14 protein-coding genes and 2 tRNA genes are annotated in these 19,855 nt (G+C 45.5%); 4 read left to right on the plus strand and 12 right to left on the minus strand.

Translation table 11 applies throughout. From position 1 onward, the window contains the following. A complete protein-coding gene (gene pyrG / locus DCO17_RS05380) occupies positions 1-1,662 on the minus strand; it encodes a CTP synthase (protein WP_173955748.1) in 1,662 nt (553 codons plus the stop codon). Between the two features lie 139 nt (positions 1,663-1,801). Here pyrG and DCO17_RS05385 point away from each other — a divergent pair, with 139 nt between their 5' ends. The 3 genes from DCO17_RS05385 to DCO17_RS05395 all read left to right on the plus strand — a co-directional run bounded on the left by DCO17_RS05385 (position 1,802) and on the right by DCO17_RS05395 (position 5,100). Next, positions 1,802-2,191, plus strand: coding sequence for a DUF2147 domain-containing protein (locus DCO17_RS05385; protein ID WP_254598710.1), 390 nt, complete (start codon positions 1,802-1,804; stop codon positions 2,189-2,191). Between the two features lie 5 nt (positions 2,192-2,196). Next, positions 2,197-2,385, plus strand: a complete 189-nt coding sequence (locus DCO17_RS05390; RefSeq protein ID WP_173955749.1) for a superinfection immunity protein — start codon at positions 2,197-2,199, stop codon at positions 2,383-2,385. A 129-nt stretch (positions 2,386-2,514) separates the two neighbouring features. Next, positions 2,515-5,100, plus strand: coding sequence for a bifunctional aconitate hydratase 2/2-methylisocitrate dehydratase (locus DCO17_RS05395; protein WP_173955750.1), 2,586 nt, complete (start codon positions 2,515-2,517; stop codon positions 5,098-5,100). 86 nt (positions 5,101-5,186) lie between these two features. Here the strand turns inward: DCO17_RS05395 and DCO17_RS05400 are convergent, their stop codons facing one another. Genes DCO17_RS05400 through DCO17_RS05410 form a run of 3 tightly spaced genes read right to left on the minus strand, consistent with a single transcriptional unit; the run spans position 5,187 to position 10,687 of the window. Further along, on the minus strand, positions 5,187-5,942 hold the full coding sequence (locus DCO17_RS05400; protein ID WP_173955751.1) for a spermine/spermidine synthase domain-containing protein: 756 nt from the start codon (positions 5,940-5,942) through the stop codon (positions 5,187-5,189). 11 nt (positions 5,943-5,953) lie between these two features. Then, the gene (purL, locus tag DCO17_RS05405; RefSeq protein WP_173955752.1) at positions 5,954-9,991 is read right to left on the minus strand and encodes a phosphoribosylformylglycinamidine synthase; all 4,038 of its coding nucleotides are present in this window, start codon (positions 9,989-9,991) and stop codon (positions 5,954-5,956) included. Positions 9,992-10,012: 21 nt separating this feature from the next. Further along, complete coding sequence (locus DCO17_RS05410) at positions 10,013-10,687, minus strand: ABC transporter ATP-binding protein (protein ID WP_173955753.1); 675 nt, start codon at positions 10,685-10,687, stop codon at positions 10,013-10,015. Positions 10,688-10,773: 86 nt separating this feature from the next. Between DCO17_RS05410 and DCO17_RS05415 the strand changes: the two genes are divergently transcribed. Then, positions 10,774-11,349, plus strand: a complete 576-nt coding sequence (locus tag DCO17_RS05415; protein ID WP_254598711.1) for an arylesterase — start codon at positions 10,774-10,776, stop codon at positions 11,347-11,349. A gap of 8 nt (positions 11,350-11,357) precedes the next feature. Here the strand turns inward: DCO17_RS05415 and DCO17_RS05420 are convergent, their stop codons facing one another. From DCO17_RS05420 to ispF, 8 genes are all read right to left on the minus strand, one after another. Then, positions 11,358-12,821 (minus strand): peptidylprolyl isomerase, encoded by a 1,464-nt coding sequence (locus DCO17_RS05420; RefSeq protein WP_173955755.1) that lies wholly within the window; start codon positions 12,819-12,821, stop codon positions 11,358-11,360. Between the two features lie 109 nt (positions 12,822-12,930). Continuing rightward, a tRNA-Val gene (locus DCO17_RS05425) sits at positions 12,931-13,006 on the minus strand. 111 nt (positions 13,007-13,117) lie between these two features. Continuing rightward, positions 13,118-15,550, minus strand: coding sequence for an endopeptidase La (gene lon, locus DCO17_RS05430; RefSeq protein WP_173955756.1), 2,433 nt, complete (start codon positions 15,548-15,550; stop codon positions 13,118-13,120). Between the two features lie 189 nt (positions 15,551-15,739). Then, positions 15,740-17,098: an ATP-dependent Clp protease ATP-binding subunit ClpX gene (gene clpX / locus DCO17_RS05435; protein WP_173955757.1), complete on the minus strand. Its 1,359-nt coding sequence runs from the start codon at positions 17,096-17,098 to the stop codon at positions 15,740-15,742. Between the two features lie 33 nt (positions 17,099-17,131). Next, entirely contained in the window at positions 17,132-17,761 is a 630-nt protein-coding gene (clpP, locus tag DCO17_RS05440) for an ATP-dependent Clp endopeptidase proteolytic subunit ClpP (RefSeq protein WP_173955758.1), read from the minus strand. A 25-nt stretch (positions 17,762-17,786) separates the two neighbouring features. After that, positions 17,787-19,124, minus strand: coding sequence for a trigger factor (gene tig / locus DCO17_RS05445; RefSeq protein WP_173955759.1), 1,338 nt, complete (start codon positions 19,122-19,124; stop codon positions 17,787-17,789). 57 nt (positions 19,125-19,181) lie between these two features. Then, positions 19,182-19,268: transfer RNA gene (locus DCO17_RS05450), tRNA-Leu, on the minus strand. 79 nt (positions 19,269-19,347) lie between these two features. Further along, positions 19,348-19,851 (minus strand): 2-C-methyl-D-erythritol 2,4-cyclodiphosphate synthase, encoded by a 504-nt coding sequence (gene ispF, locus DCO17_RS05455; RefSeq protein WP_173955760.1) that lies wholly within the window; start codon positions 19,849-19,851, stop codon positions 19,348-19,350. Positions 19,852-19,855: the final 4 nt, after the last annotated feature.

The raw sequence follows: 19,855 nt of genomic DNA on the forward strand, positions 1-19,855 counted from the left end.
TTAGGCAACCTGTTTCAGCGCAGCATCTTGATGGACAAGTGCGGCCTTAATGAACGCTGAGAACAATGGGTGTCCATCGCGTGGCGTCGAAGTGAACTCTGGGTGAAACTGAACGCCAAAGAACCACGGATGCATAGACTCGGGCAACTCCATCATTTCAGGTAATGATTCATTTGGTGTTCTGGCTGAGATTACCAGGCCTGCTTGCTCTAGCTTTGGCACGTACACATTGTTTACTTCATAGCGATGACGATGACGCTCATTTACTTCAGCACCATAAATGCGATGGGCAAGTGTATTCGGCTTGATCGGGCAACGCTGCGAACCAAGACGCATTGTTCCACCTAAGTCTGAATCATTCGTGCGTTTTTCAACACGGCCTTCACGGTCAAGCCATTCGGTAATCAGGGCAACCACAGGGCTATCCGTATCAGCATCAAACTCGGTACTATTTGCTTTCGCGATATTAGCCACATGACGAGCAAACTCGATAACAGCAAGTTGCATTCCCAAGCAAATACCCAAGTAAGGAACATTGTTTTCACGTGCATAACGAATCGCGGCAATCTTGCCTTCCGTTCCACGCTTACCGAAACCTCCAGGAACCAGAATCGCATCTAACTCCTTAAGACACCCTACTCCATCTTTTTCAATCTGCTCAGAATCTATATAGTTAATGTTTACACGTGTATGCGTATGGATGCCAGCATGGCGCAGGGCCTCGATAAGTGACTTATATGATTCAGTCAGCTCTACATACTTACCAACCATACCAATCGTCACTTCGTGTTTCGGATTAGCAAGTTCATACACCAAGTTTGCCCATACTGAGAGATCAGCAGGTTTAGCATTGAGCTCCAACTCGCGGCAGATAAGATCATCCATTCCCTGAGAGTGCAGCATTTCAGGAATCTTGTAGATCGTGTCGACATCCCAAACGGAGATCACAGCCTCTTCCCTTACATTTGAGAAGAGAGAAATTTTTGCACGCTCATCGTCTGGTATTGGGCGATCCGCGCGACATAGAAGTACGGTTGGCATGATGCCAATTTCTCTTAACTTCTGAACAGAATGCTGGGTTGGCTTTGTCTTCAGCTCGCCAGCGCTATTAATATAAGGGACGAGTGTTAAGTGAACAAAAGCGCAACTGTGTTTTGGCAGACGAATGCTCATCTGTCTTGCAGCCTCTAGGAATGGAAGAGATTCAATATCACCTACCGTTCCACCAATCTCGCAAATAGCAACGTCAGCCTTACCGTCATGGCTTGCCTTGGCACCACGCTCTATAAATGCCTGAATCTCATTAGTAATGTGTGGAATAACTTGAACCGTTTTTCCTAAATATTCACCACGACGCTCTTTGCTAATAACAGACTCGTAAATCTGTCCGGTGGTGAAGTTATTGCTCTTGCGCATCTTTGCGGAAACAAAGCGCTCATAGTGACCCAAATCTAAATCAGTTTCTGCGCCATCTTCGGTAACAAAAACCTCACCATGCTGCAGCGGGCTCATAGTGCCCGGGTCAACGTTGATATATGGGTCTAATTTTAGGAGGGTGACTTTCAGGCCGCGGGATTCGAGAATCGCGGCAAGCGAGGCAGCTGCAATTCCTTTCCCTAAAGAAGAAACCACACCACCAGTGACAAAAACGTATTTGGTCATCGCTTAAGCTCTGTTGGAAAAAGTAATTATAACGATAGCCGAGGGTAAATAGCCGATTTGAAACGGGGTAATATGCTTGTAAATGATCAAAAAAACGATATTCAAACTTGTTTTCGCCACCATCCTAGGCTTGGGGGGCGTGGCCTCCGCTCAAACCTCAGACTCAATTACGGGCCTCTGGAAAACCTTCGATGATGAGACAAATCAGCCCGCCGCCCTAGTGCAGATTATCGAAAAAAATGGTGTTTTTTCTGGGTCAATTACCAAATTACTGGATACATCAGGCCCCTCCACTTGCGAAAAGTGCACGGATTCCCGAAAAGGCAAGCCCATATTGGGCATGGAGATCCTTTCCGGCCTTAAAAAAATAGGGGAAAGCTATTCTGGCGGACAAATTCTGGACCCAGATGATGGTGAAATATATAAGGCCGAAATGAAATTAAAGGACCAAGGGGCTAAATTGGATTTAAGGGCTTATATTGGCATCCCTTTGCTTGGCAGAACCCAAACCTGGATCCGAGAGAAATAGGACGTATGCGCCTGCTATTTGCCGTTCTTATCACCCTACTCTCGCTCTTTTATTTCTTGCCTTTTGCAATAGCCTTTAACCGCAAACGAGCAAATACAGGGGCAATTTTTGTCCTAAACCTATTTTTGGGCTGGTCGCTTATTGGCTGGGTAGTAGCCTTGGTTTGGGCTTTAAAAGAAGAAAATGTAGTCTAGGACTACCTTCTAAAACCCTTAGGGTTTAAACTCTTATATAAGACTTAAATTAGTAACTATAATGGGCTCAATCGGGTAAAAATACCCTTTTGGCCTGTCTTTTATCACTTTTACCGCATAGGAACCACCATGTTAGACGCCTATAACGCCCAAGTTGCTGAACGTGCCGCTCTTGGCATTCCCGCTCTCCCGCTTACCAAGGATCAAGTAGCGGAATTAGTGAAGTTACTCAAGAACCCACCAGCCGGCAAAGAAGCCGAGTTGGTTGAGTTAATCACAAACCGAGTTCCAGCTGGTGTTGATGAAGCGGCGAAGGTAAAAGCTGAATTTTTGGATGCAGTAGCCAAAGGCTCAGAAAAATCCCCACTTATCTCTCGCGTGAAGGCAACTGAATTACTAGGCACTATGCTTGGTGGCTACAACATCAAGCCATTGGTTGAACTTCTTTCGGATGCTGAGTGTGGCTCCGCTGCCGCTGCAGCCCTAAAGAAAACTTTGTTGATGTTTGATTACTTCCATGACGTTCAGGAACTAGCTGAAAAAGGTAATGCAAATGCCAAGGCTGTTTTGCAAAGCTGGGCTGATGCTGAATGGTTTACAAGTCGCCCTGCTGTTCCAGAAAGCATGAAGTTGACTGTATTTAAAGTTACAGGCGAGACCAACACAGACGATCTATCTCCAGCTCCTGATGCATGGAGTCGTCCAGACATTCCATTGCATGCAACTGTAATGCTCAAGAACCCACGTCCTGGCATAGAGCCTGATGAGGCTGGTGTTCGCGGTCCGATGAAGCAGATCGAAGCCTTGCAAAAGAAAGGTAATTTGATTGCTTACGTTGGTGACGTAGTTGGAACTGGCTCATCCCGTAAATCAGCAACCAACTCAGTTTTGTGGTGGACTGGCGAAGATATCCCATTTGTACCTAACAAGCGTTTTGGTGGCGTTTGTCTAGGCACTAAGATTGCTCCAATCTTCTTCAACACGATGGAAGATGCTGGTGCATTGCCAATCGAATTGGATGTATCTCAAATGAATATGGGTGACGTTATTGAATTGCGCCCATATGAAGGCAAAGCTTTCAAAGACGGAAAAGAAATTGCCACTTTCTCACTCAAGTCCCCGGTAATTTTTGATGAAGTACGCGCCGGTGGCCGTATTCCATTAATCGTTGGGCGTGGATTGACAGCAAAAGCTCGCGCAGCATTAGGCTTGCCCGCCTCTACAGAATTCCGCGTGCCAGTAAGCCCTCCTGATAACAAAAAAGGTTTCAGCTTGGCGCAAAAAATGGTTGGACGCGCATGTGGTCTGCCAGAAGGTCAAGGCGTACGCCCAGGAACCTACTGCGAGCCACACATGACGACTGTGGGTTCACAAGACACAACTGGTCCAATGACTCGCGATGAGTTAAAAGATTTAGCTTGTTTGGGATTCTCTGCAGATTTGGTCATGCAATCTTTCTGTCACACCTCTGCATATCCAAAACCAGTTGATATTCGCACTCACCATGAGTTGCCTGCTTTTATGACTAATCGCGGTGGCGTTGCATTGCGTCCAGGTGATGGCGTGATCCACAGCTGGCTCAATCGCTTATTGCTTCCAGATACTTGCGGAACTGGTGGCGATAGCCATACTCGCTTCCCAATTGGTATCTCCTTCCCAGCTGGTTCAGGCTTGGTTGCGTTTGCTGCAGCTACTGGCGTAATGCCACTTGATATGCCTGAATCTGTATTGGTTCGCTTTAAAGGAAAAATGCAGCCAGGCATCACATTGCGTGACTTGGTAAATGCGATTCCTCTGTATGCGATCAAGAAAGGTTTGCTGACTGTTGAAAAACAAGGCAAGAAGAACATTTTCTCTGGTCGTATTTTGGAAATCGAAGGCTTACCAGATCTTAAAGTTGAACAAGCTTTTGAGCTATCTGATGCATCAGCGGAGCGTTCTGCCGGCGGTTGCGCAGTTCAATTGAACAAAGAACCCATCATCGAATACATGCAATCCAATATCACCTTAATGAAGTGGATGATTGCTAATGGCTACGAAGATAAGCGCACTTTAGGTCGCCGCATTAAGGCGATGGAAGCCTGGATTGCTAAGCCAGAATTACTCAAAGCCGATGCGAATGCAGACTATGCTGAGATCATTGAAATCGATATGAACGATATCAAAGAGCCAATCCTAGCCTGCCCTAATGATCCAGATGATGTGAAGTTCCTCTCTGAAGTTGCTGGCGAGAAAATCGATGAAGTATTTATCGGTTCATGCATGACTAATATTGGCCACTTCCGTGCTGCCGGTAAAGTTCTTGAAGGCAAATCAGACATTCCAACACGCTTGTGGATTGCGCCTCCTACTAAGATGGATCAAATGGTTCTGACTGAAGAAGGCTACTATGGCATTTTGGGTCGTACTGGTGCTCGCATGGAAACGCCAGGTTGCTCACTATGCATGGGTAACCAAGCGCAAATCCGCAAAGGGTCTACTGCGGTTTCAACATCGACACGTAACTTCCCAAATCGTCTTGGTATTGATACACGCGTGTTCTTGGCTTCTGCTGAGTTGGCATCTGTTGCCGCACTCTTGGGACGTCTACCAACTCCAAAAGAATATCTTGATCAAGTAGAGTCTCTGAATGCGAAATCCGCTGAAGTGTATCGCTACATGAACTTTGACAAGATCAAATCATTTAGCGAAGTGGCCGATACTGTCACGGTATAACGGAAATTAGCCGGTAAGTCGGCTTAACAATAAAAAGGCGATCTATTGATCGCCTTTTTATTTACACGAAATTATCGAAATCAAACCTAAATACTTAACTTGTTCTCTTGGCGAGCATTGGCACGACTTAGGCTTGATGCCCATGTATTTGTTGGCAGCCCAGTCTTATCCATAATTATCTTGGCACGTTTTGCAACATCTTTCCACTCCACTTCCAACCTGGGGCCCTTGAACGCCATTGCCACAACATTGCAATCATGTGATTCTGGAAATAACAAAACACGGTTATCGAAAGCTTCGCAGATGTTCTTAAGATTGATATCAAAGCTTTTATGACGTGAAAACAAATTCACCGTCATTACACCTGGGCTCTTGAGAATTTCAAAGCAGCCCTTGTAGAATTCAAGTGAGCTAGCAGCCGGCCCATCACAAATAGCATCATACAAATCTACTTGTACGGCATCAAAGTGATTCTTATATCGACTTGATTTGACAAATGCTTTAGCGTCAGTTTGCAGGGTTTCTAACCTACGATCATCATCTGGGGTAGAAAACATGGAGCGAGCAGACACAATTACTGCGGGATTTAATTCCACCACTGTTGTTTTAACCGCGGGGCAATGACGATGCTGAAACTTAGTCAAGGCGCCTGTGCCAAGACCCAATTGAGCAACCCTCATTCCCGGCTTTGTTTCAAGAAACAGCAGCCAAGCCATCATCTGCTGGTTGTACTCCAGATAAATTTCGTCAGGATCACGAATGCGCATCGCACCCTGAATCATGTCGGTACCAAAATGTAGATACCGAATTCCCCCGCTTTCGGAGAAAGTTACTGACTCCATTGCTAACAAGTTTATTTAGCCCAAACGCGTGCGTTACGGAATAAACGCAACCATGGGCTTGCGCCATCTGGGGTATCAAGCCACTCAGGTGGACACCAACTCATTTGTGCGGCTCGGAAAACACGCTCTGGATGAGGCATCATGACCGTGAAACGACCATCAGGGGTGGTAACCCCAGTTAAGCCGCCAGGTGACCCATTTGGATTCATTGGGTATAACTCGGTTGGCTTACCAGCATGATCCACAAAGCGGAGAGCGGATAAGCCCTGGCTTTGAATTTTCTCCAAATTTCCTTGCTGACTGAAATTAGCAAACCCCTCGCCATGAGCAATAGCAATTGGAAGCTGACTTCCTTCCATGCCTTGCGTAAAGATCGATGGAGAAGCCAATATCTCAGCCATCACTAAACGCGCTTCGTACTGCTCTGATTGATTGCGCGTAAATTTAGGCCATGCTTCAGCCCCGGGAATAATTCCCGCAAGGTTACTCATCATCTGGCAACCATTGCAAACGCCTAAAGCAAAACTATCCTGGCGATTGAAGAATGACTCAAATTGATTACGCAACTGCTGATTAAACAAAATAGTCTTTGCCCATCCTTCACCCGCCCCAAGAACGTCTCCATAGCTAAATCCACCACAGGCTATTAATCCCCTGAAATCATCTAGCCTGGCTCTGCCGCTTAAGAGATCCGACATATGTACGTCGTAGCAATCAAAACCGGCCCAGTTAACGGCATAAGACATTTCAACATGTGAGTTCACCCCTTGCTCACGCAAAATAGCCACTTTAGGTCTAGCGTTTTTATTGATATACGGCGCAGATACATCGTCAGCAATATCAAACGTCAATTTAGGCGACATGCCAGGGTCAGCTAGGTTATCTAAAAGCGCAAACTCTGAATCGGCGCAGTCTGGATTGTCGCGCAGGCGAGCAATTTGATAACTCGTGTTAGTCCACATCTTTTGCAATACTTCACGAGGTTCAGCAAATACACTCTTTGCATCACGCCAGATTTCAATACGGCCATTTGTATTAGGCTTACCAATAACATGACTAAACGCACTTAGACCAAGCTTACGCAATGTAGCAAATACAGCATCACGATCGTCTCTGCGAACCTGGATTACTGCACCAAGCTCTTCATTAAATAATGCGCGCATCGTTTGCTCATGACGACGGCCAGAAACTTGTTGCGCCCAATTCTTGGCATCACCATGATCGGGTTCTTGACCAGCATCTACCGCAATCATGTCGACGTTTATTGAGATACCTGTATGAGACGCAAAAGCCATCTCAGCCACGCACGCTAGCAAACCACCATCAGAACGATCATGGTAAGCAAGCAATTGATTGTCTTTGCGAAGCTCAATAATTGCGGCAGCAAGATTCTTGAGATCCTCTGGATGATCAAGGTCTGGAGCAGTCTTGCTTGACTGGTTTAAAACCTGTGACAAGATGCTACCCGCCATGCGATTTTTACCGCGACCCAAGTCAATCAAAATCAATTCAGTTTCGAGAGGCGATCCATCTGAATTATTAAGCTTAAGTAATGGCGTTGCAGTTTTACGAACGTCGTGTACTGAAGCAAAAGCAGAAATAATTAAAGAAACGGGAGCAACTACCTTCTTAGCTTGATCACCCTCTTTCCACTCGGTGGCCATTGATAAAGAATCTTTGCCCACAGGAATTGAGATTCCTAGAGCTGGACAAATCTCCATACCAACCGCTTTAACAGAATCATAAAGCTTGGCATCTTCACCAGGTGAACCGCAAGCTGCCATCCAGTTTGCTGAAAGCTTTACATCCTCAAGTTGATTAATGTCAGCAGCTAATAAATTGGTTATAGCCTCGCCAACAGCCATACGAGCGGCTGCAGGCGCATCAATTACCGCAACCGGAGTACGCTCACCCATGGACATCGCTTCACCGCGATATCCTTTGTAATCCATCATAGTGACAGCGCAATCTGCCACTGGAACTTGCCACGGACCAACAAACTGATCACGTGCATTTAAACCGCCAACTGTTCGATCACCAATCGTAATGAGGAATGATTTGCTAGCAACAGTTGGTTGTTGCAGTACCCAGGCAATAGACTGGGCCAAATCTACGTCCGTTACATTCAACTCTGCAAAAGACTGGTGCTCACGTTTCACATCACGATGCATGCGTGGCGGCTTGCCCAACAAAACTTCCATTGGCATGTCAATTGGCAAGGCATCGTCTGATCCCGCAGGCTGCTTCGAGTCAAGCAATCGCAATTGACGTTCTTGAGTTGCTTCCCCCACTACTGCGAACGGGCAACGCTCACGCTCACAGAAAGATTTAAATAGATCTAGATCTTTGGCCTCAATAGCCAATACATAACGCTCTTGAGACTCGTTACACCAAATCTCGGCAGGACTCATACCGCTTTCCTCAAGCGGCACGCTGCGCAACTTAAATTGAGCGCCTAGTCCTGCGCCATCAGCCAACTCAGGGAAGGCATTTGATAAACCACCAGCGCCAACGTCATGAATGGACACAATAGGATTTTGATCACCTAAGGCACGGCAAGCGTTAATCACTTCTTGAGCACGACGCTCCATTTCTGGATTACCGCGTTGCACTGAATCGAAGTCCAAATCCGCAGTATTCGTACCAGTAGCTACAGAGCTACCAGTTGCACCACCCATACCAATGCGCATTCCAGGCCCACCCAGCTGAATCAATAAATGGCCAGACTGAATTTCTTTCTTATGCGTATGAATCGAATCAATGCTGCCGATACCACCAGCAATCATGATGGGCTTATGGTAACCACGGCGTAAGCCACCAAGTGTTTGCTCGAATACTCGGAAATAGCCGCCAAGAATTGGTCTACCAAACTCATTGTTAAAAGCAGCTCCGCCCAGCGGCCCCTCAGTCATTATTTGCAGAGGTGTTGCAATACGTTCAGGTTTTCCATATTGCTCTTCTTCCCACGGAAGATTGGTTCCAGGGATATTGAGATTTGAAACCGAAAAGCCAGTCAATCCAGCTTTAGGGCGACCGCCAATACCAGTGGCGCCTTCATCACGAATCTCGCCACCCGCACCGGTTGATGCGCCAGGAAAAGGAGCAATTGCAGTTGGGTGATTATGTGTCTCCACCTTCATCAAGGTGTGAACTAGACGAGTATCTTTTACATAGCGATGTTCATTACCTTGTGGAGTCCAAGTTTCTGCTTCGCATCCAACCATAATCGCTGAGTTATCTGAATACGCAACAATCGTACCTTCAGGCTGAAGTTGATGAGTATTACGAATCATGGCAAACAATGATTTATCTTGCTCTTCACCATCAATCGTCCAGCTTGAATTGAATATCTTATGGCGGCAGTGTTCGCTATTAGCCTGCGCAAACATCATTAACTCTACATCGCTAGGATTGCGATTGAGTTTTACAAAATTGTCCGCAAGGTAGGTGATTTCATCATCTGATAAGGCCAAGCCTAGTTCTTGATTTGCTTTGTCTAGGGCCGATCTGCCCTCACTTAACACTGGAATGCGCACTAATGGACGATCGTTAAGCGTTTGATATAGCTGATTGGCAGATTCAACAGAATCAATTACCGACTCCGTCATTCGATCGTGAATTGCAGCTAAGACAAGCTGGTGTTGTTCAGGGTTCAAAGGCTTTTTTGATTTCCACGAAAACTGAACACCGCGCTCAATTCTCAAAACATCTAATCCACATTGCTTAGCAATATCAGTTGCCTTACTAGCCCAAGGTGAAACGGTGCCAAAACGAGGAATAGCAATTGCACCTTGAATATCGCCCGAACCTTTTCCAAACCATGACTTCCCATTGGATAACTGAGAAACAAAAGGCTGGCCGTAAGTTAAAAGATTCTGAAGAACTTGCTCTTTATCTTGACCAACCTTCTCTTCAGACCAGATGAAATGCAAAAATTGCGCCTCAATTGATTCAAGCTCTACACCCTGGGAATTCAAGGCGGCCAAAAGGCGTTGTTGGCGGAAGGCGGAAAGCGCGGTTGCGCCGGGCAAAAAATGGAAAAAGGACATCCCTAGATTATAAGGTTTTACCTACGTCAAACGACCGCCCCGGAGGTGGATTTGGCGTTGACACCTACCAGCCAAGGCTGGGTCATGGGTAACCAATATCAAGGTGGATTGGTTGGCCAGATTTAGGTCAAAAAGTAGATCAATAACCCGTTTACCGCTAGCCTCATCCAGACTTCCCGTAGGCTCATCCGCAAAGAGGATTTTGGGTTTGGTAATAAAGGCTCGCGCCAGCGCTACTCGCTGCTGCTCACCTCCAGAAAGGGTTTTTGGGAAATGATTCAGGCGATCTTGAAGACCAACCTTCTCTAGGCAAGCTTTAGCTTCTCTGAGCGCATTTGGGTGGCCTTGCATTTGAGCTGGCAAGGCAACATTTTCAAGAGCCGTCAAATGGGAGAGTAACTGAAACGACTGAAACACAAACCCTATATGCTCACCACGTAATCTTGCCCTTCCATCCTCATCTAGTTCGCCTAGGTTTTGCCCCATTAAGGAAACGTATCCGGAACTAGGAAGATCCAATCCAGCCATTAGGCCGAGCAAAGTGCTCTTACCAGAACCTGATGCCCCAGTAATAGCGACGCTCTCGCCATGATCAATAGCAAAGTCAATGTCGTGCAAAATAGTCAAAACGCCATCACTCGATGAAACCTCTTTATCAAGGTGATTGGCAATAAGGGCCTTTGCAGAAATAGTCATATATGCTTCAAAAACGTATAGCTAAACTAGTTGAAAAATGTACATTAACTGGCCTATTTTGCCTGTTATTTACATTCAGTTCTTGGGTGTGCGCAAATCCCGTCATCCTAGTCTTAGGAGATAGCCTTTCCGCTGAATACGGACTGCCTCGCGGTAGTGGCTGGGTAACACTGCTAGATCAAGAATTGCAGAAACAAGGAAGCAACTGGTCTGTATTTAATGCCAGCATCAGCGGGGAAACAAGCTCTGGCGGACTTACAAGGCTCCCCACCCTCTTGGAGTCTAAAAAACCTGAAATTGTGTTTTTGGAATTAGGCGCAAATGATGCATTGCGCGGCTTAACAATCGAGCAAACCAAAGACAATCTACAAAAAATAATTCGGTTGTCAAAAAAGTCGGGGGCAAAGGTGCTGCTATTTGGAATGCAGATACCACCGAACTATGGGCAGCAATACACCAAACAATTTAAAGATCTTTATCCGATGCTTGCTTCTCAAGAAGTAATTCAACTAGTGCCATTTTTTTTAGAAGGGGTAGCTCAGCATCAAGACCTATTTCAGGCGGATAACATTCACCCGAATGTTGCAGCCCAATCGATACTCTTCAAAAACGTATGGGGCGCTATGGCCCCATATCAATCAATACTAGTTCCAAAGAGATAGCTTAAAAATTAACTGCCAGACCCGCTGGCTAGTGGTTTAAGAGGGTTAATGACTTTTACGCTAGCAGCATCACGCCAGTAAGACATAAAGCCTGCAAACTCAGACTGTGCTGCAAGTGCCTGTATTTGCTGAGCCTGAGCCTTATGAACCTTAGCATCCACCCCAGCAGGCTGACGAACTTGATCAACACGGTACAGTGTTGCGCCAACCCCAGGATTACTTACTGAAACTACGGCCGGGAACTTATCTGGGTTAATCGACATCACATCATCCAAAGCTGGACCAACCAAATTAGTGGGCTTGTTACGAGATATCCACACAGGTGCTGCAAAACCAGAGGCATTTTTAGGATCTTTTTCCAATGCTGAAAATTTCCCAGCGGCCGCAGATACTGCAAGCTTTTCAGCGGCGCGCCGACTTACCCGTCGCTTCACTTCAGCTGCAACATCTTTGTAAGGAAGGATTTGAGCTGGATGGAACGTAACAACGCGAGCAGAAACAAAAACTCCTGGTGCAGTTTGAACGGCCTCAGTGTTTCGTTTATTTTTTAACGCCTCATCACTAAAAAGGGACTGAACTACTTTGGGGTTTGCTAAAGGGTGATCCCTGGATACGCCGGTTGGGCCGGAACGAGTCATCCCCTTTTGGCTTTGAACAGTCAACTTCAGCTTATCAGCAGCCGGTTTCAAGCTATCGGACTGATCGTAAGTCATATTGGCGAATTGATCAGCCTTCTCGCTAAATACTTTGGCATCTTCCCTGGGGTCAGCCTTGAGAACAATGTATTCCACATCAACATACTCAGGACTTTCAAACAACTTGCTATTCGCGTTATAGAAGCCCTGAAGTTCTTCTTGTGATGGACTTACCTTGCTTAAAAAATCTTTTGCGTCAAAGGATAAGGATTGCACCTGTCGCTCGGTTTCATAGAGCGTAGAAATCACTTCGGATAATTTCGGAGTGCCGATCTCAGTACGAGCCACAGAGTTAACCAATTGATTAATCTTCAAATCAAACGCTTGACTTGCGTAGAACTGCTCTTCGTTTAGGCCATTGCTAGCAAGTAACTGTTTAAAACGCGCATCATCAAAGCTACCATCTTGACGATACAAAGCGCGGATTTGTGGAATACCCTGCAAACTTTTAATCAGCGCCTCTTTGCCAACTTGCAAACGTAAATTTTTTACAGCGAATCCAAGAATACGTTGTTGTAGCAACTCATTTAATATTGCTTGACGAAATTGCAAGCTTTGCGCAATTTGCAAATTACCGCCAACTCTTTCCGCTTGACGCTTAGCCGCGCTATCCACTTCTTGAGCGGTAATTGGCTTTCCACTGACCTTCACTAAGTCAGTTTCTTTATCCATAAAGCTGGAATAGCTGGAAATCCCAAACATCACAAATGATGGGACGATAAACAGCATCAAAACCAATTGAAGTATTTTTTGGTGCTTACGAACGGTATCAAACATGAATATTCTGGCTAATAAAGTTAAGCAATAAAGCGTGTAACTTTAAGAGTTTACTAGGCTATGGGGATTCAGAGGATAAAGCCAAGAACAGGCTTTGAAAGTAAATATTTGGTGGGCGCTGAGAGGCTCGAACTCCCGACATTCTGCGTGTAAGGCAGACGCTCTACCAACTGAGCTAAGCGCCCCAAAACATTACAGGTGAGATTGTAACCTAAGCGCGGAATTCTTGATAAAAACCGCCAAATCTAGCTAGTTCAATAGCCGAATTTAGCGGTTGAGTCCAAACAAATAAGCAGCTAGTGCTTTAGCACCTTACTCGACGCAGCAGCTTCAGAAGCCTTACTTGCCTCTGCAGCCTTTTTGGCAAGCTCTTCTGGCGTGAGCTCTGGGAGAGCCTCAGGCATGCGCTCTAAAGCCAGCTCCAATACCTTATCAATCCAACGCACAGGAACAATCTCAATTGCATTCTTGACATTATCGGGAATATCAATCAAATCCTTGACGTTTTCTTCTGGAATCAAGGCAAGCTTAATACCTCCACGGTGCGCAGCCAATAGCTTCTCTTTCAAGCCACCAATTGGAAGTACTTCACCACGCAATGTGATTTCGCCGGTCATGGCTACGTCAGATCGAATCGGAATACCTGTAAAGACGGATACCAAGGCTGTAGTAATTGCGATACCTGCTGAAGGACCATCCTTAGGAGTTGCACCATCCGGGAAGTGAATGTGAATATCTTTTTTCTCAAAGGATTCATCTTCGATTCCAAGACGTCTTGCTCGTGAACGAACAACTGTACGGGCAGCCTCTACGGATTCCTTCATAACGTCACCAATAGAACCTGTTCTAGTGATAACGCCTTTACCCGGCATCACAGCGGCTTCGATGGTAAGAAGATCGCCACCAACCTCAGTCCATGCAAGGCCTGTTACCTGCCCAACTTGATTCTCTTTGCCTGCCAAGCCAAAGTCAAACATGCGTACTGATAAGAACTTCTCTAGATTTTCAGCATTAACTACCACTGGAGCAGCCTCTTTCTTCAAAAGCAGCAGCTTCACTACCTTGCGGCAGATCTTGCTAATTTCTCTTTCTAAAGAACGAACGCCAGCTTCGCGCGTGTAATAGCGAATCATATTACGCACAGCGCTTTCTTCAATCTTGAGTTCATCCTTTTTCAAACCATTGTTTTTGATTTGCTTTGGAATTAAATAGTTAACAGCGATGCTAGTCTTTTCATCTTCCGTGTAGCCAGCCAAACGAATGATCTCTAAGCGATCAAGCAAAGGGCCAGGAATATTCAAAGAGTTTGAGGTTGCTACAAACATCACATCAGATAGATCGAAATCCACTTCTACATAGTGATCTTGGAAAGTGTGATTTTGCTCAGGATCCAAAACTTCCAGTAAAGCGCTTGCAGGATCTCCACGAAAATCCATACCCATCTTATCCACTTCATCCAATAGGAATAAGGGATTGCGTACACCGACTTTAGTCAAGCTAGTCAGAATCTTGCCAGGCATTGAGCCGATGTAGGTTCGACGGTGACCTCGAATCTCAGATTCGTCACGCACACCACCCAAAGCCATGCGCACAAACTTGCGATTGGTAGCGCGTGCGATGGATTGACCTAATGAGGTTTTACCTACACCAGGAGGACCGACCAGACAAAGAATCGGTGCTTTTACACGATCAACACGTTGCTGAACTGCGAGGTACTCTAAGATACGCTCTTTGACCTTATCCAAGCCATAGTGATCCTCATCTAATACTTTCTCGGCATTGGAAAGATCATTGTTAATTTTGGTCTTCTTCTTCCAAGGCAGATTTACGAGCGTATCAATGAAGTTACGAATCACGGTTGCCTCAGCAGACATTGGTGACATCAACTTCAACTTCTTCAGTTCGGACTCAGCCTTTTTTAAAGCCTCTTTAGGCATACGAGCGGCCTTGATGCGCTTCTCGAGCTCTTCAAGATCAGCGCCCTCCTCGCCCTCGCCGAGCTCTTTCTGAATTGCTTTAACTTGCTCATTCAAATAGTACTCACGCTGGCTCTTTTCCATCTGACGCTTGACGCGACCACGGATACGTTTTTCCACTTGCAGAATGTCGATTTCACTCTCAAGATCAGCCAAGAGACTTTCGAGGCGCTGAACGACATCAGTCATCTCAAGCAAGCGTTGCTTTTGCTCTAGCTTGACTGGCAAATGCGCGCAAATGGTATCTGCCAAACGGCTTGGATCATCAATACCACCCAAGGATGACAGAATCTCTTGGGGAACTTTCTTGTTGAGCTTCACGTATTGATCAAACTGCGCCATGATGGCACGGCGTAATGCTTCTGTTTCATGCGCATCTATTGCATTGATTGCAGTAGGCGTAGCCTCACAATTGAAATAGCCAAGACTATCTTCAATTTGACTAACTTCTGCACGTTGCACACCCTCAACAAGCACCTTTACGGTACCGTCAGGCAACTTGAGCATCTGCAAAATATTGGCAATGCATCCAACTTCGTAGAGGTCTTCGATTCCAGGCTCATCCTTGGCAGCAGTTTTCTGGGCAACCAAAAGGACGTTTTTACCGGTTTCCATTGCAGCTTCGAGAGCCTTGATGGATTTTGGGCGTCCCACAAAGAGTGGAATCACCATATGAGGAAACACCACCACATCCCTTAATGGAAGTAATGGCAATTGAATCGGTTCAGAGGGTAGTAATAAGTGGCCAGGCATAAAGGCAATTCCTCCAAGTAATTAATCCTCAAGCGTCTTTTCTAGTGATTTGTTGATGCTCAACCACTAAATAGAGACATTATTCTTGAGTAGCATACTACCTATATGGGTGGCATTTTGAGAAATTCAAGTGAAAAAAGTGCAAAAAATGGGCAAAAATACCCAAAAAATAGCGAAAACCCTAAGAATTTAAGCTTTTTTGCTTAAATCGGCTTGTTCAAGATCCTGCTTATAGACCAAAAGTGGTTTGCCACCTTCAGCAATACAAGATTCGTCAATGACAACCTTTTGAACGTTCTTCAAAGATGGCAAGTCATACATCACATCCATTAAAGAGCCTTCCAGGATAGATCTAAGGCCGCGTGCACCAGTTTTACGGGCAATTGCCTTCTTGGCGATCGCAGATAGGGCTTCACGACGCACTTCGAGCTCTGAGCCCTCCATTGTCAAAAGCGCTTGATATTGCTTCACCAGAGCATTTTTAGGCTCAGTCAGAATAGCAATTAAGGCTGATTCATCTAATTGGGCCAAAGTAGCCACTACTGGCAAACGACCGATCAATTCGGGAATTAAGCCGAACTTAATTAAATCTTCTGGTTCCACTTCAAGCAGCAAATCACTTACACCACGATCATCTTTGCCAGGAACGGTTGCATTAAATCCAATACCAGTCTTCGCAGTACGTTGCTGAATGACTTTTTCCAAGCCGTCAAATGCGCCGCCGCAAATGAAAAGGATATTGGTAGTGTCAACTTGCAAGAAATCTTGATTAGGGTGCTTACGTCCACCCTGTGGCGGCACAGATGCCATCGTGCCTTCGACCAATTTCAGCAAGGCTTGCTGAACACCCTCACCAGATACATCGCGAGTGATAGAAGGGTTATCAGATTTGCGTGAAATCTTATCGATCTCATCGATGTATACAATTCCGCGCTGTGCTTTCTCTACGTTATAATCACAGGCTTGTAATAATTTTTGGATGATGTTCTCAACATCCTCACCAACGTAACCAGCTTCGGTTAAGGTGGTAGCGTCAGCCATCACAAACGGAACATCGAGCATGCGAGCCAATGTTTGGGCAAGCAAGGTCTTGCCAGAACCCGTTGGTCCAATTAACAAGATATTGCTCTTTGCCAACTCAACGCCATCAACAATGGCTTTTGCGGGTGCTTTTGACTCTTTTTTATCGCTTGCTTCTACAGGCTTGCCATCCTTATCCAATTTCTCTTTTTTAGGTTTTGGCAGATACTGCAAACGCTTGTAATGGTTATATACGGCAACAGCCAATGTCTTTTTCGCCTGATCTTGACCAATCACATACTGATCCAAGTTTTCACGAATTTGATGTGGCGTAGGTAAAGAATCATCGCCCTCTTCTTTCGGAAGCTTAGCAATCTCTTCTTGAATAATATCGGTGCAAAGATCAATGCACTCATCACAGATAAATACCGAGGGACCAGCAATCAGCTTCTTTACTTCATGCTGACTCTTGCCACAGAAAGAGCAATACAAAAGCTTATCACCTGAATTTGTTGTTGTATCGCTCAATCTATTTACCCAAAGAGTAATTAAAAGAAAATTTTATGGACGCTTTTCGATAACTGTATCGATCAAGCCATACTCACGAGCTTGCTCGGCAGACATGAAGTTATCGCGATCAGTGTCTTTAGCAATTGTTTCAATCGACTGACCAGTGCGATCAGACAAAATCTTATTCAAGCGCTCACGCAAATACAAAATCTCACGGGCTTGAATCTCAATATCAGAGGCCTGACCACGAGCACCGCCCAATGGCTGGTGAATCATTACGCGAGAATTTGGTAGTGCAAAACGCTTACCCTTTTCGCCTGCGCACAATAAGAATGCGCCCATGCTTGCAGCCATACCCATACATAAAGTGCTTACGTGTGGTTTGATGAATTGCATGGTGTCGTAAATTGCCAAGCCTGCAGAAACGGATCCGCCAGGAGAGTTAATGTACAAGGAAATATCTTTGTCTGGATTTTCACTTTCCAGGAACAATAACTGCGCAATAACGAGGTTGGCAGTTTGATCATTCACCTCGCCAACCAAGAACACGACACGCTCACGCAAAAGGCGCGAATATATATCGTAAGCACGCTCACCACGACCAGAGGTTTCGATGACCATCGGAACCAAGCCCAGACCTTTTGGCTCTAGATTTTCAGCTTGTAAATGGTTCTGACTCATTTAGGACCCCTTTTAAATAATTGAATTAGTTTAGCTTGCTTAATTCTTCGAAGCTAATTGCTTTTTCATTTACCTTGGCAAGTGATGTGAAATGCTTAATAACATTGTCCTCAAGCACTAAATTTTCGATATCTTTTAGGCGGCTTGGGTTGCTGTAGAACCAACGCACCACTTCTTTTGGATCTTCATAAGTAGCAGCCTGCTCGTCGATTTCAGCCTTAATTTGGTCCGCTGTAGCAGCCAAATTGTTTTGCTTTACCAAATCACCCAAGATTAATCCGAGACGAACGCGTTTTAGGGCTTGTTCAGCAAAAATCTCTGGTGGGATTGGCGCATCTTTTGCATTTGGAACGCCACGCTGCATAAGATCTTGGCGAGCGCCTTCTACCAAACGCTCTTGCTCGGAAGACACCAAAGATTTTGGTGCATCTAACTCGCATAATTCGTTGAGCTTATCCATTACATCATTCTTCAATAAAGAAGTGATGCGACGTTTTACTTCGCGATCTAAATTCTGTTTTACTTCTTCGCGCATCTTTGCAACGCCACCTTCAGTCACACCTAATGAAAGCGCGAATGCATCGTCAACCGCTGGCAAGTGAGCCCAGTTAACCGATTTAACGGTAATAGTGAACTCAGCTGTTTTGCCTGCAACATCTTTGCCGTGGTAGTCAGCCGGGAAGCTAAGTGGAAATGACTTGCTCTCGCCAGCTTTTAAACCCAAAGTAGCCGCTTCAAACTCAGGAAGCATGCGACCTTCACCTAAAACATATTCAAAATTCTCCGCCTTCCCGCCAGCAAACTCAACGCCATCGATCTTGCCAACAAAATCAATCACTACTTGGTCGCCGTTTTGAGCAGCAGTATTAGCGCCGCCATCGCCATGAGGGCCAGCCTCTCCACGTGGATGATAGTGAACCTGCTGTTTGCGCAATACATCTAATGCTCGATCAATTTCAGCATCACCAATATCAGTTGTGTACTTAGTCACTTCCGCTTTGCTGAAGTCACCAATCTTCACTTCTGGCAAAACCTCAAAGAATGCATCAAACACAATGGTGTCTGCATCTAATTCGCTTTTTGGCTCAAGACGTGGCTGACCAGCTAAAGCAATACCTTCTTTTTTGCTGTGCTCAAAAAAGAGTTCGGATGCTTTGTCAAATTGAAGTTCAAAATCAACTTGCATGCCGTACTGTTTTTCCACCATGTTCTTAGGAACTTTACCTGGACGAAAGCCAGCCATTTTCATGGTCTTACCCACTTTAGCCAAACGCGCTTCGCGTGCTTTCGCTAAATCAGCGCGAGCAAACTCCAAAGTCATTTTGCGGTCTAAGGAACCTAAATTTTCTATCTGCACAGCCATTCTCGTCTCTTAATTGAAGATCTGGAAATATGAAGTCCAAGCCAAGTAGTAATCTTGTGGTGCGAGGAGGGGGACTCGAACCCCCACACCATTTCTGGCGTCAGGACCTAAACCTGGTGCGTCTACCAATTTCGCCATCCTCGCGAATTCCGCAAACACTACCAAGCTCAAACTTCACTCTAAAGACCGTAATTCTACAATGTTTAGGGTTTTAGAGCCTGTTTTAGGCCTTATAGAGCAAAGCGACTGCATGCACTGCAATCCCCTCTCCACGCCCTAAATGACCCAGGGATTCATTGGTTTTGGCTTTGAGGTTGATATGGCTGGGGGTTACAGCTAAATCAGAGGCGATATTTCGAACCATTTCAGGCAAATATCCTGCCAATTTAGGTTTCTGGCAAATGATGGTGGCATCTACGTTACCCACATGGTATCCAGCCGCCTGAACCTTCTGCAACGCAGCTCTTAATAGGATTCGGCTATCCATGTCTTTAAATTGAGGATCATCATCTGGAAATAGCTGGCCAATGTCATTAAGGCCTGCAGCCCCCAATAAAGCATCCGTTAAAGCATGCAATAAAGCATCTGCATCGGAATGACCTAGCAAACCTTTTTCATAAGGAATGTGAACGCCTCCTAAGATTAACTTGCGATCTGAAACTAATGCATGTACGTCGTAGCCTTGGCCAATTCGAAATTGAGGGATATGAATGTTTGATTGAGTCATACTA

The sequence above is a fragment of the Polynucleobacter tropicus genome (genome assembly GCF_013307225.1).
GTDB lineage: Bacteria > Pseudomonadota > Gammaproteobacteria > Burkholderiales > Burkholderiaceae > Polynucleobacter > Polynucleobacter tropicus.